This is a genomic window from Micromonospora sp. D93, from assembly GCF_018070365.1.
In the GTDB taxonomy this organism is placed as follows: Bacteria; Actinomycetota; Actinomycetes; order Mycobacteriales; family Micromonosporaceae; genus Micromonospora; species Micromonospora ureilytica.
The window spans coordinates 89561-106371 of the sequence record NZ_JAGPXW010000021.1 but is presented as its reverse complement, the minus strand read 5'-3'; the positions used below and the strand labels follow the sequence as shown (position 1 = coordinate 106371).

The following is a 16811-nucleotide window of genomic DNA, read 5'->3' as shown; positions in this document are numbered from 1 at the left end:
GCTCGCGTAACGGGAAAACTTACGGCAGACTAGTTTCTGTACCGAATATTTTCCAGTAGCCTCCGGGCTTCGATGATCAGCCGTAACACCGAGGAGGGGCCGTGACCCAGACCATCCCCCAACCCCGCCAGGTCCCGGTCGCCGCACCTTCCGCCGGGCAGCCCTACGAATACCACCGCCGCCCCCTGGTCGAACCCGACTGGACCCGCTTCCCCGGCTGGCGCCACGTCACCCGCGACCAGTGGGAATCCGCCCAGTGGCAGCGCGTCAACTGCGTCAAGAACATCAAGCAGCTCCGCGCCGTCTTCGGTGACCTGATCGACGAGACCTTCTACGCCGACGTCGAGGCCGACCAGTTGGCCCTGGCCACCATGTCCATGCTGGTGCCACCACAGATGATCAACACGATGGTGCCGTTCGCGCCCCTCACCACCGAGGCGCTGCTCGCCGACCCCATCCGCCGCTACATGATCCCGGTGGCCTCCGACCGGCGCACCGACTGGCCCTCACACCCCTACGCCAGCCGCGACAGCCTCCACGAGCACGACATGTGGGTCGCCGAAGGGCTCACCCACCGCTACCCCACCAAGGTCCTCGCCGAACTGCTCTCCACCTGCCCCCAGTACTGCGGGCACTGCACCCGCATGGACCTCGTCGGCAACTCCACCCCCGCCGTCGACAAACTCAAACTCACCCTCAAGCCCGTCGACCGCTACGACGCCCACATCGCCTACCTCAAGGCCCACCCCGGCGTCCGCGACGTGGTCGTCTCCGGCGGCGACGTCGCCAACGTCCCCTGGCGCAACCTCGAGTCGTACCTCATGCGGCTGCTCGAACTGGAGACGGTCCGCGACATCCGACTCGCCACCAAGGCCCTCATGGGCCTACCCCAACACTGGCTGCAACCCGACGTCGTCGAGGGCCTGGAGCGCGTCGCCCGCACCGCCGCCCGCCGCGGCGTCAACCTCGCCATCCACACCCACGTCAACCACGCCCAGTCACTCACCCCACTGGTCGCCAAGGCCACCCAGACCGCCCTCGACGTCGGCGTCCGCGACGTCCGCAACCAGGGCGTCCTCATGCGCGGCGTCAACGCCACCACCCCGGAACTGCTCGACCTCTGCTTCGCCCTCCAGGGCGAAGCCGGGATCCTGCCGTACTACTTCTACATGTGCGACATGATCCCCAACGCCGAACACTGGCGGGTCCCGGTCTGGCACGCCCAACAACTCCAGCACGACATCATGGGCTACCTCCCCGGCTACGCCACCCCCCGCATCGTCTGCGACGTCCCCTTCGTCGGCAAGCGCTGGGTGCACATGCTCACCGACTACGACCGTGAGCGCGGCATCTCCTACTGGACCAAGAACTACCGCACCTCCATCGAATCCGCCGACCTGGAGGCGCTCAACAAGCGCTACGCCTACTACGACCCGATCGACACCCTCCCCGCCGACGGCCAGCAGTGGTGGAACGACCACCGCGACGACTGACCCACCGTCAGGCACGGATACCGGCGAGGACGAGGCCCGCGACCCTACCGATCACCCGGGCGCTCGTCGTCGCCGGCAACCGCCGCAGCGACGCGATGGCCAACAGACCGGCCCGGACATCGTCCACGTCGACGCCGTCACGCAGCACACCCGCGGCCCGCGCCCGGGCGACCAGCACATTCAACGCCCGCGCGTGCTCCCGGCGCTCCTCCTGGAACGCGGCACCCACCTCGCCCGGCCCCAACAGCGCCTCGTTGAGCGCCCGATCATGGATCTGCCGGTCGGCGAACTCGCGCACCACGCCGGACAGCGCCCGCCACGGGTCCAGGTCATCGAGCGCCCGGCGCACCTGCACACCGCAATCGTCCACCCGCTCGGCCAGGACCGTCGCGACCAACTCCGTACGCGTCGGAAAATGCCGGTACAGGGTCGCCACACCCACCCCCGCCCGTCGCGCCACCTCCCGCATGGGCACCTCGAGCCCCGCCGCCGCGAACGCCTCCCGTGCCGCCGCCACCACCCGATCACGGTTGGACCGGGCATCGGCACGCCGCATCTGAGACATCTCCGACCGGCCCCCTCTCACTTGACCCCACAGCGGAACGCCTGCTCCGTTTCCATGCCTACGGTACGACCACCACCACGTCACCCCAGGCAGAGGAGCCCTGATGTTCGCCGTGCAGTACGACCGGTTCGGCGGTCCCGAGGTACTCCACCTCGGCACCACCACCCCGCCACGGCCCCGGGCCGGCCAGATCCGCATCCGCGTCCAGGCCGCCGGTGTCTCCCCCGTCGACATCGGCCTCCGCTCCGGCCGCACCCCGATGAGCGCCCAACTGCCATTGCCACACATCCCCGGCGTCGACGCGGCCGGCATCGTCGACGAGATCGGCGACGACGTCGACGGGGTCACCCTCGGCGACCACGTCTTCGGCATCGTCGAGCTGGCCAGACTCGGCGGCGCGAGCGCACAGTTCGCGGTATTACAGCTCTGGGCGCACAAGCCCACCGCCCTTCCGTGGGCCCAGGCGGGCGCGGCGGGCACCAGCATCGAAACCGCCACCCGTGCCCTCGACCTGCTGGACCTACGGCCCGGCATGACGCTCCTCGTCGACGGCGCCGCCGGTGGCGTCGGCAGCACCGCCGTCCAACTCGCCACCGCCCGCGGCGTCCACGTCATCGGCACCGCCCGCGCCGACAACCACAACTTCCTCCGCCAACTCGGGACGACACCGGTCACCTACGGCCCCGACCTCACCACCCGCCTCGACGCCCTGGGCGTGACCCGGATCGACCGCGCCCTCGACGTTGCCGGCGCCGGTTCCCTGGCCGAACTGCTCCACCTCACCGGCGACCCGACAGCGGTGCTCACCCTGGCCGACTTCACCGCGCCCACCCACGGCGTCCGCCTGTCCATGGGGCAACTGGCCGGCGAACCCGATGGCCGCCACGGCCTGCCCGCCGCAGCCGACCTCTTCACCGAGGGCCGGTTCGCGGTGCCGATCGGGGCCGCTTTCCCCCTGGAGAAGGCGGCCGACGCACACCGGACGGCCGAGCACGGACCCCGCCGCGGCAAGATCGTCCTGACCGTCGACGACGTGCGGGAAAGCTGAGCGTCGCGGGGGCACCCGCCAACGCCTGGCGCACGTCGCCTCAGGCGCCGGCCAGCACCTCCGACAACGGCGCCGGCGCCAAGCCCCGCTCCCGCAACCCGGCCAGGATGTGCGGCAACGCCTCATCGGTCATCGCCGCGTTCGCCTCGGTCACGTGCATGATCACCACCGACCCGGGGCGGACGTGGTCCAACACCGCCCGCACCAACGGCTTCCACGCCGTCGCGAACGGATCACCGCTGACCACGTCCCCGTCGACCACCGTCACACCCAGCGGCGCCAACGCGTCAAGCGCCGCCGCGTCGTGGCACAACCCCGGAAACCGGAAGTACCGGGTCTGCCGACCCCCGTACGGCTCGATCACCTCGAATGTCTTCGCCACGTCGGCGGCCAACTCGTCGACCGGCAGCCGAGGTAGGTCGTAACAGTCGGCGGTGAACGCCGCGTGCCCGTAGGTGTGGTTGGCCAACTCGAAGCGCGGGTTGCCGGCGATCCGCCGGGTCACGTCCGGATACCGTTGCACCCACTTACCGGTCAGGAAGAACGTCGCCGGCACCCGCTCGCGCTCCAGCAGGTCGAGGATGCGCAGGTTCGCGTACGACTTCACCCGGCCGGCCCGCAGGCTGGCCAACATTCCGTCGGTCATGTCCGCGTCGAAGGTGAGCGCGACCTTGGCACCGGTGCGCGGCCCGTGATCCACCACCGGCGCCCTGGTTCCCACCCCCGTCGCACCCGGGACAGCCTGCGGGGTGGCGGCAGCCGTAGGCGTCGCAAGCGCCTGTGATGCCGTGCCACTGGCCGTCGGCGCGGCCGGAGAGAAGGACGAGCCGACGAAGACGGGACGGTCCGGCGGCGGCACCCGGGACGCCGAGCAGGCGGCACCGCCGACAAGGCTCACCGCAACCAGTACGCCACACCACAACGGGCGGAGCCGGGGTCGGATCACGCCGCAGATCATCGCAGACGCGAAACGACCTCACTGCCCCCCAGGCTTCACGCCCAACCCCGCCGATCTTGCACTTTCGGTTGTCCACACGGGCCGAAGATCCCTTATGTCGGGACAGCAAGTGCAAGATCGGCGGGGCAGGGCGTGCCCACCGAGCCGGCCATGACGGGTCCCCGGGTGGCAACTGCCACCCGGGGACCCGCGGACCGCACAGGTCACTTCGTGAAGGAGTCCTTCACGTTGCGACCGGCGTCCTTGACGTTCTGACCGGCCTGCTTGGCGCGCGCGTCACTCTGCTGGCTGGCGCCCTCGCCACGCATCCGCTCGTTGTCGGTCATGTCGCCGACGCGCTCCCGCGCGGCGCCGGCCATCTGCTCAGCCTTGTTCTTGGCCTTCTCGGTGAAGCTCATCGCGCCTCCTCGGTCTGGCGATTGTCCTGGCTCGCTTGCCCGGTCTCCGGGTGCCGAAACCGGTGGTGCCGGGCGGCACACACCCGCTAAGGCATCCTAGGAAGATAGGGTGTGGGTGGGTCGCCTGTCGGTCCGGCCCCACGATGGTTAACTGACCGCATGGGAGAGCTCCTGCTGATCCGGCACGGCGAGACCACCTGGAGCGCCAGCCTGCGGCACACCTCGTACACCGACCTGGAGCTGACCCCCGACGGCGAGCGACAGGCCCGCACCCTGGCCGCGTTCCTGGCCGGCCGGCGCTTCGTCACCGTGCTGGCCAGCCCCCGCTCCCGGGCGCTGCGCACCGCGCAACTGGCCGGGCTCACCGTCGACGGCGTCGACGAGGACCTCAGCGAGTGGAACTACGGCGAGTACGAGGGCCGCACCACAGTCGACATCCACGACGACAATCCGCACTGGAACATCTGGACCGACGGCTGCCCCGGCGGGGAGTCCCCCGCGCAGGTGGGCGAACGGCTCGACCGGGTGCTGGCCCGCGTCACCCCGCTGCTGGACAGGGGCACCGTCGCGCTGGTCGGGCACGCGCACAGCCTGCGGGTGCTCGGCGCCCGCTGGATCGGCCTGCCCCCGTCCGCCGGCGGGCGGTTACGCCTGGAGACCGCCACGGTCAGCGCGCTCGGTCACGAACACGGCCGGCAGGTCATCCTGCGGTGGAACCAGCCGGCTCCTCCGGCGCCCGGGACCGCGACCGACTCGGCGCCCCAGCGCTGATCTTCGGCGGCCGGTTCTCGTACGGCGTGGACAACACCACAGTCGTCCGGGTCGTGACGTTCGCCGAGGTACGGATCTCCTGCAGCACCCGCTCCAGGTCGGTGGGGCTGGCCACCCGCACCAGCAGCAGGTAGAAGTCCTCCCCCGCCACCGAGTAGCAGGAGTCGATCTCCGGTAGGTGGGCCAGCCGCTCCGGGGCGTCGTCCGGCTGCGACGGATCGAACGGCCGGATCGCCACGAACGCGGTCAGCGGCAGGTCCAACGCCTCGAACGACACCCGGGCGGCGTACCCCTTGAGCACCCCACGCTGCTCCAGCCGGCGGACCCGCTGGTGCACGGCGGACACCGACAGCCCCACCCGCTCGGCCAGGTCGGTGTACGACAGACGGCCGTCGGCGGTCAGCGCGGCGACGATAGCGCGGTCGATCTCCTCCACGGCGTGCAACCTACCGGGAAAACCGCCGCACGGCGACGAGGTACCCGGGTGGCGGGCCGCGACGGGCCGTGACGCACCCACCGCAGCCGCGCCACCACGCGCCGTCGTCAGTCCTTGGCCAGCGCCCGGGAGATCACCATCCGCTGGATCTGGTTGGTGCCCTCCACGATCTGCAACACCTTCGCCTCACGCATGTACCGCTCCACCGGGTGGTCGGCCACGTAACCGGCGCCGCCGAGGACCTGCACCGCGTCGGTGGTCACCCGCATCGCCATGTCGGTGGCGAACAGCTTCGCCTTGGCCGCCTCGATCGCGTACGGGCGGCCGGCGTCGCGCAGCCGGGCCGCCGCCAGGGTCAGGGCGCGGGCGGCGGAGATCTGGGTGGCCGCGTCGGCGAGGAGGAACCCCAGCCCCTGGAAGTCGATGATGGAGCGCCCGAACTGCTGCCGCTCCCGGGCGTAGGAGACCGCGTAGTCGAGGGCGGCCTGCGCCAGCCCGACCGCGCACGCGGCGATGCCCAGCCGGCCGGAGTCCAGCGCGGACATGGCGATGGTGAAGCCCATCCCCTCGCCGCCGATCAGCCGGTCGGCCGGCACCCGCGCCTCGTCGAAGGCGATCTGCGCCACCGGGGAGGCACGCAGCCCCATCGTCCGCTCGGCCGCCTGTGGGGTGATGCCGGCCGTGCCCGCGTCGGCGAGCAGGCAGGAGATTCCCTTCGGGCCGGGCCCCGAGGTGCGGCAGAAGATGTTGTAGAAGTCGGCCGTCCGGGCGTGGGTGATCCATGCCTTGGTGCCGGAGACCAGGTACGAGTCGCCGTCGCGATCCGCCCGCGTGGTCAGCGCCGCCGCGTCCGAGCCACCCTGCGGCTCGGAGAGGCAGTACGCGCCCAGCAACTCGCCGCCGAGCATGTCCGGCAGCAGCTTGCGCTGCTCGTCGCTGCCGAACGCCGCCACCGGGTAGCAGGACAGGGTGTGCACGCTGACCGCCTCGGCGACCGCGAGCCAGCGGCTGGCCAGGATCTCCAGCACCTGCAGGTACACCTCGTACGGCTGCGCCGCGCCGCCGTACTCCTCGGGGTAGGGCAGGCCGAGCAGGCCGGCGCGGCCCAGCGTGCGCAGCACCTCGCGGGGGAACTCGGCGCGTTCCTCGAAGGCCGCGGCCTTCGGCGCGAGCTCGCGGTCGGCGAGCTCGGTGGCGAGACCCAGCAGGTCGTGGGCCTCGTCGGTGGGGAGGATCCGGTCGACAGTCATAGCGCGATGAGCTCCGTGGGGGTGGTGTTGAGCCGTTGCACGCCGTCCGTTGTGCAGACGACGATGTCCTCGATGCGGGCGCCGTGCCGGCCCGCCAGGTAGATGCCCGGTTCGATGGAGAACGCCATGCCGGCCTCGAGGGGTCGGTCGTTGCCGGCCACCAGGTACGGCTCCTCGTGCCCGTCCAGACCGATGCCGTGGCCGGTGCGGTGCAGGAACGCGGGACCGTAGCCGGCGGCGGCGATCGGCGCCCGGGCTGAAGCGTCGGCCGCCGCGGCGGTGATCCCGGGCCGCACCGCCTCGACGGCGGCACGCTGGGCGTCGCGCAGCACGGCGTAGTAGTCCAGGAAGTCGGCCGGCGCCGCTCCGCCCGCCAGGTAGGTGCGGGTGCAGTCCGAGCGGTAGCCGGACGCCATCGTGCCGCCGATGTCGACCGCCACCGGCTCACCCACGCCGATCGGCCGGTCGGAGGTGCCGTGGTGCGGGCTGGCTCCGTTCGGCCCGGCCGCCACGATGACGAAGTCGACGGTGACGTGCCCGGCGGCGCGGATCGCCGCGGCGATGTCGGTGGCGACCTCGGCCTCGGTGCGCCCGGGGCGAAGCCACTCCCCCATCCGCAGGTGCACCTCGTCGATCGCCGCGCCGGCCTCGGCGAGCGCCGCGACCTCCGCCGGGGACTTGCGGATCCGCAGCTCGCGCAGCACCTCCCCGGCGAGCCGTTGCGTGGCGTAGGGCAGCGCCGCGCGCAGGCCGAGGACCTGCTCGGCCCACATCCGGTCGGCGAGTCCGACCGCCGCGACGGGGCCGTCGAGGGCGGCGACGACCAGGGGGTACGGGTCGGTGCCGTCGACGTGGTCGACGATGCGTACCCCGGTCGTCGGTGCCGGGGACGCCTCGGCGGCCGGGCGTTCGAGCCGGGGCACGACGAGGGTCGGCTCGCCCTCGGCGGGCAGCACCAGGCAGGTCAGGCGCTCCCCCGCGTGGGCGTCGTACCCGGTCAGATACCGCAGGTCGGAGCCCGGTGTGAGCAGCAGGGCGTCCAGGCCGGCGGCGGCCGTCGCGCGCTGCGCGGCGATCAGCCGATCCGGCGGATACAGCTCGTCGATTCCCACCCCGCCAGCTTAACGGTCGTTTGGGCAAACCCCCCATTGACACCGGTCGACCGGAAATCCACAGATGTTGATTGACTCGGACAGTTAACACTCTTTAAGATTTGGCTGCCTCGAGGCCCACCCGTCCCTGCGTCCCGCACCCCCCGCCCGCGACAACCCTGCGCGGGCGGGTGTCGTCCCCCGCCCACGGGAAGGCCCCCGATGTCCTCACCACTGCGCCGCGCCCTCGCCGCCGGCCTGCTCGCGCTGGCCACGGCCGGCGCCACCCTCACCGTCACCTCCACCGCCGCACAGGCCGTGGTGCTGCCGAACAACTTCAAGAGCGTCGGCTACATGCCATCCTGGGCCGGCGACGTCAACGCCATCCAGTACAACAAGCTCACCCATATCAACTACGCGTTCGTGCTGCCCAACAACGACGGCAGCCTGCGCGCGGTGGAGAACCCGAGCAAACTCTCCTCGCTGGTCTCCCGGGCGCACTCCAGCAACGTCAAGGTGTCGATCGCCGTCGGTGGCTGGAACGACGGCAACGACTCGGCCTTCGAGGCGCTCGCGGCCAACTCCGGCAGCCGCACCAACTTCGTCAACAACCTGGTCAACTTCGTCAACCAGTACAACCTCGACGGCGTCGACATGGACTGGGAATACCCCGACCCGGGCGCCTCGGCCAACAACTACACCGCGCTCATGACGCAGCTCGGCAGCGCGATGCACAGCCGCGGCAAACTGCTCACCGCCGCCGTGGTCTCCGAGGGCGGCAGCGTCCAGGGCGTCCAGACGGCCGTGTTCAACCAGGTCGACTGGCTCAACATCATGGCGTACGACGGCGGCAGCCCGCACGCCAACTACGACTGGTCGATCAACAGCATCAACCTGTGGAAGGCACGCGGCCTACCGGCCAGCAAGGCCGTCCTCGGCATCCCGTTCTACAGCCGTCCCGGTTACTTCACCTACTCGGCGCTCGTCGCGCTGGACCCGGCCAACGCCAACCGGGACTGCACCACCGCCGGCGGCGCGCAGCAGTGCTACAACGGCATCCCGACGGTGAAGCGCAAGACGCAGTGGGCGCTCGCCAACGCCGGCGGCGTGATGAACTGGGAGCTGTCGCAGGACACCAGCGGCTCGACCTCACTGGTCAGCGCCATGTACGACACCATCATGGGCGGCACCACCCCGCCGCCGACCGGTCGCACCGGCCAGATCACCGGCCTCGGCGGCAAGTGCATCGACGTGGCCTCGGCCAGCACCGCCAACGGCGCCGCCGTCCAGCTCTGGAGCTGCAACGGCACCAACGCGCAGACCTGGACCGTGGCCAGCGACAGCACGCTGCGCGCCCTCGGCAAGTGCGCCGACATCGCCAGCGGCTCCACCGCCAACGGCGCGAAGGTCCAGCTCTGGGACTGCAACGGCAGCGGCGCGCAGGTCTGGCAGGCACAGTCCAACGGCACCCTGCGCAACCCACAGTCGAACAAGTGCCTCGACGCCAGCGACAACAGCTCCGCCGACGGCACCCGGTTGCAGATCTGGGACTGCTTCGCCGGCGCCAACCAGCGCTGGACGCTCCCGGCCTGAGGCTCGTAGGGCCCCCGGTCGACGCGACGGCGTCAGCCGGGGGCCCCCACGTGCGCACCGACCAAAGCGAGCATCTCCTGCACCGACCCGGCCGGGTCCGTGACCGGGAACTGCACGGCCCGCACCACCGCCGTCGGATCGACCAGCAGGGTCAGCCGCTTGAACCGGGTCGCCCCGCCCGCACGGAACACCGGCAGCAGCAAGCCCGCGCCCAGCCGGCCGTCCTCATCGGACAGCAGTGGAAACGGCAACTCGGCGTACGCGGCGAAGTCGGCGAGCTGGTCGGGCCGCTGGGTGCTGATGCCGTACACCCGGGCACCGGCGGCTTGGAAGTCCGGATGACGCTTGGCGTAGGTGGTCGACTCCAGGGTGCATCCCCGGGCACCGGGGATCTCCGCCCAGCCGGGCGGATAGCCGTGCGTCTCCGGCGCGTACGCCCCCGGGAACAGGTAGAGGACGGTCCACGCGTCCGTCGCGGCCACCGCGACCGGCTGCCCGTCGGCGGCCGGCAGGACGACCTCGGGCAACCGGCGGCCGACCAGGTCGTGCGCGCGGCGCGCCTCGGCCGAGCCGGCATCGGCCGTCGCGGTCACGTCACCGTCTCCCATGAGATGCCTCGTTCCCCAGTCCTGCAACGCGATGAGCACCGGCAACAGCCCCTCGCCCCTCGTGGTGAGCAGATAGTCGTACCGGGGTGGGTGGCGCGAGTACGGCCTGCGTTCCAGAACACCGTGCTCGACCAGGGCGGCGAGGCGTTCGGTGAGCGCCCGCCGACTCACGCCCAGCTCGCGTTGGAGCGCGTCGAAGCGGGTCGTCCCGCCGGCGACGTCCCGCACGATGAGGAACGTCCACCAGTCCCCCAGCACGCCGAGCGACTGCGCGATACCGCAGTCCGCATCGGCAAGATCTTCTCGCCGCACCCGCTACCTCCGTCGCTCCCGCTCCGACTATAGTCCGTTCCAGTCTGGAACCGACTATTGTGGCGAACGGGGACGACGACATGGGTGCTGGCCGGCCGGTGTCGAGTGTGCGGGAGGAGGCCGCGATGATGGCATGACCGCCGCCTGGCCCGTATGGGGCAGCGCGGGGGGCGCACCGGTTGCCGCCGGTACGCCCGCCGCGAGGGGTCGGTGTGTCAGCTCGCGGGCACCACGTTCATCACGTACTGGCCTCCCATGTTTCCGGGCGGCGAGAAGTTGGCCACGATGTAGGTCTCCCACCACTTCGTGCCCTGGCCGGCGACCCGCCCCACGCCCAGCTTCGTGGTGCTCTTCCAGACCAGCGCCGTGAAATGCCCGATGGCCTTCGTGGAGTCGATGGGCTTGCCCGTGGTGAAGTCGTAGTTGCTGATTTCGCTGTACCAGGAGTCGACGGCAGCGATCCCGGAGCCTGCCGTGGGGCCAGTCGAGGCGCCCGCCCACGACCCGTTCTCACCGGTGCCCGATCGCAGACCCTCGTGGGTGAGGTTGTCCTTCTCGGCCATGAAGGACGCCCGCGACTTCGAGTACTCCACGAGCTCCGGGTCGAGGGTGAGCAGCGACGATCCGTGCCGTGCCCGCAGTTCGTTGACCTTGCTCAGCACCTCTTGCAGGAACTCGTCGTTGGTTCGATCCGCGAATCCGTCTCGCATGATGTGACACCTCTTCTGAAGAAGAACGCCGGGAGGTCTGCCCCTTGGCGGGCGGCTCGGCCTTGGACGGCTCGCACAGCGGCCGGGTTGCCATCGACAGCCTTCCATCGCTGAACGCGAACCGACCGTGACTGAAAGTGACGCATTAGTGACAGAGGTGCTAACACCAGCTCTCGCCAGCGGCGTGAGAGCGAATTTCCTATCCTCTGCCACAAGGGCGATTTCACCTCCCGCCGTCGACCGGTTCCGTTCGCCGAGGACATCGGCGCCGCGCACGTACTGGTCGACCGCGTCCACCGGCCGGGCAGGTGCTCCGCCCGCGTTTTCCGGCCCGGCGCGTCCCCCGCGGCCCTAGCCTGGGATCGGGTCGCCCGCGCGGGCGCCCCGATCGGGAGGACCGACGTGGCAGCGAACCAGTCGAGCCGGGCGGCGACACGCCGTCGCCGCCAACTGTGGGCCGGGGTCCTCGCACTCGTCGGCCTGGTCCTGCTGATCATCGGCGTCACCGTCGCCGACGGCGTCGCGGCCTGGGTCGAGGTGGTGGTCGCGATCCTGCTGCTGGTGACCAGCTACATCGTGCAGCACCTGGCCCGGCGGGAGACCGTCTACCGACACGACGAGCGGCGCTGACACCACCGGGCGGCCGGGCGTACGCCAGATCGTCGGACGGTTGTGCCAGGCTGTCCGGCGTGGCACACCGACCCCCGATCCTGCTGATCGACGCAGCCAGCCTCTACTTCCGGGCCTACTTCGGCATCCCGGAGTCCGTCGCCAAGGCCGACGACGGCACCCCGGTCAACGCGGTGCGCGGCTTCCTCGACATGCTCGCCACCCTGATCCGGGTGCGGGGCGCCGACCGGATGGTCTGCGCACTGGACTACGACTGGCGCCCGGCGTGGCGGGTCGACCTGCTGCCGTCGTACAAGGCGCACCGGGTCGCCCCCGAGGGCGGCGAGGTCGTCCCGGACACCCTCACCCCGCAGGTGCCGATGATCCTGGAGGTCCTCGCGGCGGTGGGCATCACAGCTGTCGGCGCGACCGGCTACGAGGCGGACGACGTGCTCGGCACCCTCTCGGTAACCCAGCCGGGTCCGGTCGAGGTGGTCTCCGGAGACCGGGATCTGTTCCAGCTCGTCGACGACGCCCGACCGGTCCGGCTGCTCTACGTCGGGCGCGGTGTCGCCAAGCTCGACGACTGCGACGACGCGGCGGTGCGGGCCCGCTACGGCGTGCCGGCCGACCGGTACGCCGACTTCGCCGCGCTGCGCGGCGATCCGAGTGACGGGTTGCCCGGGGTGGCCGGCGTCGGCGACAAGACCGCCGCCCGGCTGATCGAGCGCTACGGCAGCATCGCCGGAATCCTGGCCGCGCTCGACGACTCCGACTCGTCCTTCGCGCCGGGCCTGCGTGCCAAGCTGGTCGCGGCGCGCGACTATCTGAGCGTCGCGCCGACGGTGGTCCGGGTCGCCCTGGACGTGCCCCTGCCGGAGCTGCCCACCGCGCTGCCGACCGCGCCCGCCGACCCGGACCGGCTGCTCGAGCTCGCCCAACGATGGAACCTTGCCGGCTCGGCCCGCCGCCTGGTCGACGCGCTCGCCGCACCCCGTGGGCAGGAGATCCCCTCGACATCCCCGCAACCGGGGTAACCCCTGTCGATCGACTCGGTCGGGGGAAGCGGGGAGCGAACACGGGTTCCCGCGCTCCCCCGCTCGTTACCGTCCGTTGAGGCGGACCGGACAGGCCCGTCGAGTCGAGCGGTTCCGCAGGAGTGACCCGTGCATCTCGCCGAGCCGGAGCCCGGGTCGCCGCGGGCCAGCGGTCCGCCGGTGCGCGACCCGGAGGCCCCGCGCCGGGTCACCCTCCTCGAACTCTTCTTCGACCTGGTGTACGTGGTCGCGCTGGCGCTCATCTCCCGGGGAATGGTCGACCAGCTCGACTGGCACCGAGCCGCCGAGGCACTGATCATGCTGGCCGCCGTCTGGTGGACCTGGACGATCACCACACTGGTCACCGACCTCTACAACCCGGAACGCACCGAGATCAAGCTGCTGATCAGCGCCGTGATGTTCGGCGCGCTACTGATGACCACTGCGATCCCGAAGGCGTTCGACGATCGAGGGATCGTCTTCGCCGGCACGTACGTGGCGATCCACCTGGGACGTGGGCTGTTCCTGATGCCGGCGGTGCGCCGCGAACCGCAGACCCAGCGTCGGGCGGCCCGCATCTTCATCTGGTTCGCGGTGTCGGCGATCCCGTGGCTCATCGGCGCATTCGTCAGCGGGGACGCCCGGATCGCGTGCTGGGCCACCGCGCTCGCCATCGACTACGTCGGCTTCCGGCTCGCGTACCCGGTGCCGGGGCTCGGAGTGGTGCCCGAGCGGCAGCGAAACGTCACCGCGGAGCATCTCTCCGAGCGCTACCAGCAGTTCTTCATCATCGCGCTCGGCGACGCCATCCTGACGATCGGCACCATGTTCAGCATGGAGCACAACGAGGGCGAGAACATCGGGGCGTTCGCGGTGGCGTTCCTGACCACGCTGCTGCTCTGGCGGATCTACGTGCACAAGTCCGGCGAGCTGCTGCCGACCGCCATCCAGGCCGCCAAGTCACCCAGCAAGTTCCTGTTCAGCGCCCCGTACACCCATCTGTTGATGATCGCCGGCGTGGTCACCACGGCGGCCGGCTTCCACCTGGTGCTGCACGAGCCGACCGGACGCACGCCGCCGGCCTGGCTCGCGGTGATCCTCGGCGGCCCGGCGCTGTTCCTGGCCGGACGGGCCTCCTTCGAGTACGAGGTGTTCAGCCGGGTGTCCTGGTCCCGACCCGGCGGGGTGCTGGCGCTGCTGACCATCGCCCCCGGCCTGCTGTACCTGGCCCCGGTGTTCGCCGCCCTCGGCGGGCTGCTGGTGCTGGCCGGCGTGGCCTACGCGGACTTCCGGCGTAGCCACGGCAAGCCGCCGGAGGCCCCCGCACCGCCGCACTGAACCACCGCGCTTCGGCGATTCCATGGTCGTCAACCCGTGGGCCGGCCGGGCAACGGATTCTCCGCGTGGCCCCGCCGCCGGAGGCGGGGAAATCCGCTGTCGGTTGGCGGCGGGGGGTGGTACAAAGCCGCGGTGGAAGAGACTCTGGGGTTCGCTGACCTGTTGCGGCTGATGGACGAACGATCGACCGCCTTCCGGGCCGCAGTCGCCGCGGCACCCAGCCTCGACGTGCGGGTCCCGACCTGCCCCGAGTGGACATTGTTCGACCTGGTGCAGCACCTGGGCGATGGGCGCCGCAGGTGGGCTGCCATCGTGGCCGCGGGGCCCGCCGACGCTCCTCCGGCGATGTCCGCCCCGGTGGCACCCCGGGAGCGCGAGGCCCTACTGGCCTGGTTCGCCGCGTCGACCGAGGAGCTGCTGGCCGCGCTGCGGAAGGCCGGCCCGGATCGTGGTTGCTGGACGTGGTGGCGTCCGTCGCAGTCTCCGCAGACGACTGGTGCCGTCGCCCGGCACCAGCTCCAGCAGGTCGCCGTGCACACCTACGACGCCCAGGTCGCCGTGGGCGCCCCGCAGCCGCTGCCGGACGAGGTGGCCCTCGACGGTGTCGACGAGTTCGTGACCACCTGCGTCGCGACGACGGCCACGTGGCCGCACAAGCCCGCGGTCATCGACTACCACGCCGCCGAGGGCCGTTCCTGGCGGCTCTGGTTCTCCGCCGACGGCGCCCGGGCCGCCCGGCTCCCCACGCCGGTCGCCTACGACGGCCCGGAGGTGGCCTATGTCTCCGTCTGGGGCACGGCCAATGAGCTGGTCATGTTCTGCTACGGCCGCATCACGATGGACTCGCTGCGGCTCGAGGGCGACGTGCGCGTCCTCGACCAGCTGATCGCCTGGGAGCCGGAGGTATAGGACGCCCCGCAACCGGGCCGGCCAGCAGCCGGCCGGCGTCGGGCACGTACGGCTCGACACCCAGACCGGTGAGCAGTTGATGCACTGTCGCTGTCGCCGCGGTGAGCACCGGGCGACCGAGCCGGGCCTCCACCTGAGGCACCGCCGCCAACGACGGCAGCTGCACGCAGGCGGAGAGGACCACCGCGTCCACGTCGGTCACGTCCAGACGATCGGCCAGTTCGACCAGGCGCGCCGCGGGGATGCGCCCGACCGCCACGTTGTCCGGCTCGCCGAGGCTCACCGCGTCGGTCACCTGTACGCCGTACGCGGCGAGGTAGGCAGCGACGGTCGCGGTCAACGGCGGCAGGTACGGCGCGATCAGGGCCACCCGGCGGGCACCCAGCGCCCGCAGCCCGGCGACCAGCGCGCCGGCACTGGTCACCACCGGCATGTCGTGCCCGGCGCGACCGGCCGCGCGGGCCAACCGCCGCTCGGCCCGCTCGTGCGCGCCGGCGCCCTCGCACATCACCGCCACCAGACAGGCGTACGCGAGCACGTCGCAGTGGGCGTCGGCCAACTCGGCGACACACCGCAGGGCGGAGCGGTTCATCCGGGCCAGCTCGTCGGGGGTCACCTGGCGCAGCCGTACCCGGCTGGCGTGGGTGGTGAAGCGGACCGTCGGATCGACGGCCTCGCGTCGGCGTAGCATCGCCGGGATCTCGGTTTCCATTGTGGTGTTGGAACTGGGCACCACCAGGCCGACGCGGTAGCCGCTCACACCAGTGCCCCGGCGTACCCCCGGACCTGCAACCGCTCCCGGGCGCCGCCGGCCAGGCGCACCTGCAGGCCGAGCGGCGCGGCGGCCCGGCGGACGTCGTCCAGGTGCAGCGATCCGTGCCGGTCCACGGTGAGCACCGGCGGTTCCTCGAGGTCACCCTCCGGTGCGTGGAACGACAGCAGGGTGACCGACGTGGTGAGGTAACCCGGGTACGCGGCGCGGGCCGCCGCCTCGTTGCGGTGGACGAGCACCACCAGATCGTCGAGGTGGGCGAAGTCGGCGGCAAGGGCTCCCGCCTTCCAGTGCGCCGGTTCCTCCGTCGCGCCGGTCAGATGCCGGGACCGGTTCGCCGAGGTGATGTAGAGGTGATCCGTTCCGGTCTCGGCGAGCGCCCGCTCGAAGAAGGCATTGGACGGGCAGGTCAGGCCCGGTGCGATCACCTGGGTGGTCCGCATCCCCTGGTCGATCTGGGTGAGGTGGTCGGGGAGCCGCTCGGCCGCCGGCCCCCGGAAGCCGAACGGCCCGGCACCGTAGAGGGCATCCATCAGCGCTCGCACCCGACCGACCGGCAGGCGCGGCGAGATCCGCGTCCAGTCGAACATCCCCGGGATCCGGCCGATCGCTGTGGTGATGCTGCCGACCTGGTGGACCGGTCGACCCTTGGCCACGTTGACCCGCCCTACGGTGGCCGCGTCGGGACGCGTGACGATGACGTAGAAGTTGGCGAACGCCGCCGCGACGATCGCGCCGCCAGCCAGCGCGCGGGCCGCGACCGCGACGTCTTCGGGGCGGTCGATGTAAAGGGGCGGTGTCGGGGCGTCCATGAGTCCTCCTCGGCGGGGCCGTGAGGCAGTTCTACGTCCACTCACCCGGATGACGGCGAGATCGGTCGCGGATCCGATAGCCGACAGGCGCTACCCGGTGC

The 16811-nt window shown here is 71.3% G+C and carries 18 protein-coding genes; 8 read left to right on the top strand and 10 right to left on the bottom strand.

Annotation, left to right across the window (positions count from 1 at the left end; genetic code table 11):
* Nucleotides 1–101 precede the first annotated feature (101 nt).
* Nucleotides 102–1493, top strand: a complete 1392-nt coding sequence (locus KBX71_RS22435; RefSeq protein ID WP_210819904.1) for a KamA family radical SAM protein — start codon at nt 102–104, stop codon at nt 1491–1493.
* A 7-nt stretch (nt 1494–1500) separates the two neighbouring features.
* Here KBX71_RS22435 and KBX71_RS22430 read toward each other — a convergent pair whose 3' ends face one another.
* The gene (locus tag KBX71_RS22430) at nt 1501–2049 is read right to left on the bottom strand and encodes a TetR/AcrR family transcriptional regulator (protein WP_210819903.1); all 549 of its coding nucleotides are present in this window, start codon (nt 2047–2049) and stop codon (nt 1501–1503) included.
* A gap of 112 nt (nt 2050–2161) precedes the next feature.
* On the opposite strand from KBX71_RS22430, the gene KBX71_RS22425 reads away from it, so the two are divergent.
* On the top strand, nt 2162–3106 hold the full coding sequence (locus KBX71_RS22425; RefSeq protein ID WP_210819902.1) for an NADP-dependent oxidoreductase: 945 nt from the start codon (nt 2162–2164) through the stop codon (nt 3104–3106).
* Between the two features lie 40 nt (nt 3107–3146).
* On the opposite strand, the gene KBX71_RS22420 is transcribed toward KBX71_RS22425, so the two are convergent.
* Together KBX71_RS22420 and KBX71_RS22415 are read right to left on the bottom strand one after the other, a co-directional pair.
* Nucleotides 3147–4052, bottom strand: coding sequence for a polysaccharide deacetylase family protein (locus KBX71_RS22420; protein WP_307847243.1), 906 nt, complete (start codon nt 4050–4052; stop codon nt 3147–3149).
* Nucleotides 4053–4267: 215 nt separating this feature from the next.
* Nucleotides 4268–4462, bottom strand: a complete 195-nt coding sequence (locus KBX71_RS22415; protein WP_196926602.1) for a CsbD family protein — start codon at nt 4460–4462, stop codon at nt 4268–4270.
* A 159-nt stretch (nt 4463–4621) separates the two neighbouring features.
* On the opposite strand from KBX71_RS22415, the gene KBX71_RS22410 reads away from it, so the two are divergent.
* Nucleotides 4622–5233, top strand: a complete 612-nt coding sequence (locus KBX71_RS22410) for a histidine phosphatase family protein (RefSeq protein WP_210819901.1) — start codon at nt 4622–4624, stop codon at nt 5231–5233.
* Here the strand turns inward: KBX71_RS22410 and KBX71_RS22405 are convergent.
* The 3 genes from KBX71_RS22405 to KBX71_RS22395 all read right to left on the bottom strand — a co-directional run bounded on the left by KBX71_RS22405 (nt 5163) and on the right by KBX71_RS22395 (nt 8031).
* A complete protein-coding gene (locus KBX71_RS22405) occupies nt 5163–5669 on the bottom strand; it encodes an Lrp/AsnC family transcriptional regulator (protein ID WP_210819900.1) in 507 nt (168 codons plus the stop codon). The two genes, KBX71_RS22410 and KBX71_RS22405, sit on opposite strands and share 71 nt — an antisense overlap.
* Before the next feature lie 107 nt (nt 5670–5776).
* Nucleotides 5777–6919, bottom strand: a complete 1143-nt coding sequence (locus KBX71_RS22400; RefSeq protein ID WP_124815386.1) for an acyl-CoA dehydrogenase family protein — start codon at nt 6917–6919, stop codon at nt 5777–5779.
* The gene (locus KBX71_RS22395; protein WP_210819899.1) at nt 6916–8031 is read right to left on the bottom strand and encodes a Xaa-Pro peptidase family protein; all 1116 of its coding nucleotides are present in this window, start codon (nt 8029–8031) and stop codon (nt 6916–6918) included. The genes KBX71_RS22400 and KBX71_RS22395 overlap by 4 nt, the downstream gene beginning before the upstream one ends.
* A gap of 201 nt (nt 8032–8232) precedes the next feature.
* Here KBX71_RS22395 and KBX71_RS22390 point away from each other — a divergent pair, with 201 nt between their 5' ends.
* Nucleotides 8233–9603, top strand: a complete 1371-nt coding sequence (locus KBX71_RS22390; RefSeq protein WP_124822990.1) for a glycosyl hydrolase family 18 protein — start codon at nt 8233–8235, stop codon at nt 9601–9603.
* A gap of 32 nt (nt 9604–9635) precedes the next feature.
* Here the strand turns inward: KBX71_RS22390 and KBX71_RS22385 are convergent, their stop codons facing one another.
* Together KBX71_RS22385 and KBX71_RS22380 are read right to left on the bottom strand one after the other, a co-directional pair.
* Nucleotides 9636–10523, bottom strand: coding sequence for a winged helix-turn-helix transcriptional regulator (locus tag KBX71_RS22385; protein WP_210819898.1), 888 nt, complete (start codon nt 10521–10523; stop codon nt 9636–9638).
* A 215-nt stretch (nt 10524–10738) separates the two neighbouring features.
* Entirely contained in the window at nt 10739–11233 is a 495-nt protein-coding gene (locus KBX71_RS22380) for a CAP family protein (RefSeq protein WP_210819897.1), read from the bottom strand.
* Between the two features lie 402 nt (nt 11234–11635).
* Between KBX71_RS22380 and KBX71_RS22375 the strand changes: the two genes are divergently transcribed.
* From KBX71_RS22375 to KBX71_RS22360, 4 genes are all read left to right on the top strand, one after another.
* Nucleotides 11636–11863: a hypothetical protein gene (locus tag KBX71_RS22375; protein WP_210819896.1), complete on the top strand. Its 228-nt coding sequence runs from the start codon at nt 11636–11638 to the stop codon at nt 11861–11863.
* A gap of 59 nt (nt 11864–11922) precedes the next feature.
* A complete protein-coding gene (locus KBX71_RS22370) occupies nt 11923–12879 on the top strand; it encodes a 5'-3' exonuclease (protein ID WP_210819895.1) in 957 nt (318 codons plus the stop codon).
* Nucleotides 12880–13008: 129 nt separating this feature from the next.
* Nucleotides 13009–14217 (top strand): low temperature requirement protein A, encoded by a 1209-nt coding sequence (locus KBX71_RS22365; protein WP_210819894.1) that lies wholly within the window; start codon nt 13009–13011, stop codon nt 14215–14217.
* Nucleotides 14218–14349: 132 nt separating this feature from the next.
* On the top strand, nt 14350–15126 hold the full coding sequence (locus KBX71_RS22360; protein WP_210819893.1) for a maleylpyruvate isomerase family mycothiol-dependent enzyme: 777 nt from the start codon (nt 14350–14352) through the stop codon (nt 15124–15126).
* Here the strand turns inward: KBX71_RS22360 and KBX71_RS22355 are convergent.
* Together KBX71_RS22355 and KBX71_RS22350 are read right to left on the bottom strand one after the other, a co-directional pair.
* On the bottom strand, nt 15050–15886 hold the full coding sequence (locus KBX71_RS22355; RefSeq protein WP_210819892.1) for an aspartate/glutamate racemase family protein: 837 nt from the start codon (nt 15884–15886) through the stop codon (nt 15050–15052). The two genes, KBX71_RS22360 and KBX71_RS22355, sit on opposite strands and share 77 nt — an antisense overlap.
* A complete protein-coding gene (locus KBX71_RS22350) occupies nt 15883–16710 on the bottom strand; it encodes a hypothetical protein (RefSeq protein WP_210819891.1) in 828 nt (275 codons plus the stop codon). The genes KBX71_RS22355 and KBX71_RS22350 overlap by 4 nt, the downstream gene beginning before the upstream one ends.
* Nucleotides 16711–16811 lie beyond the last annotated feature (101 nt).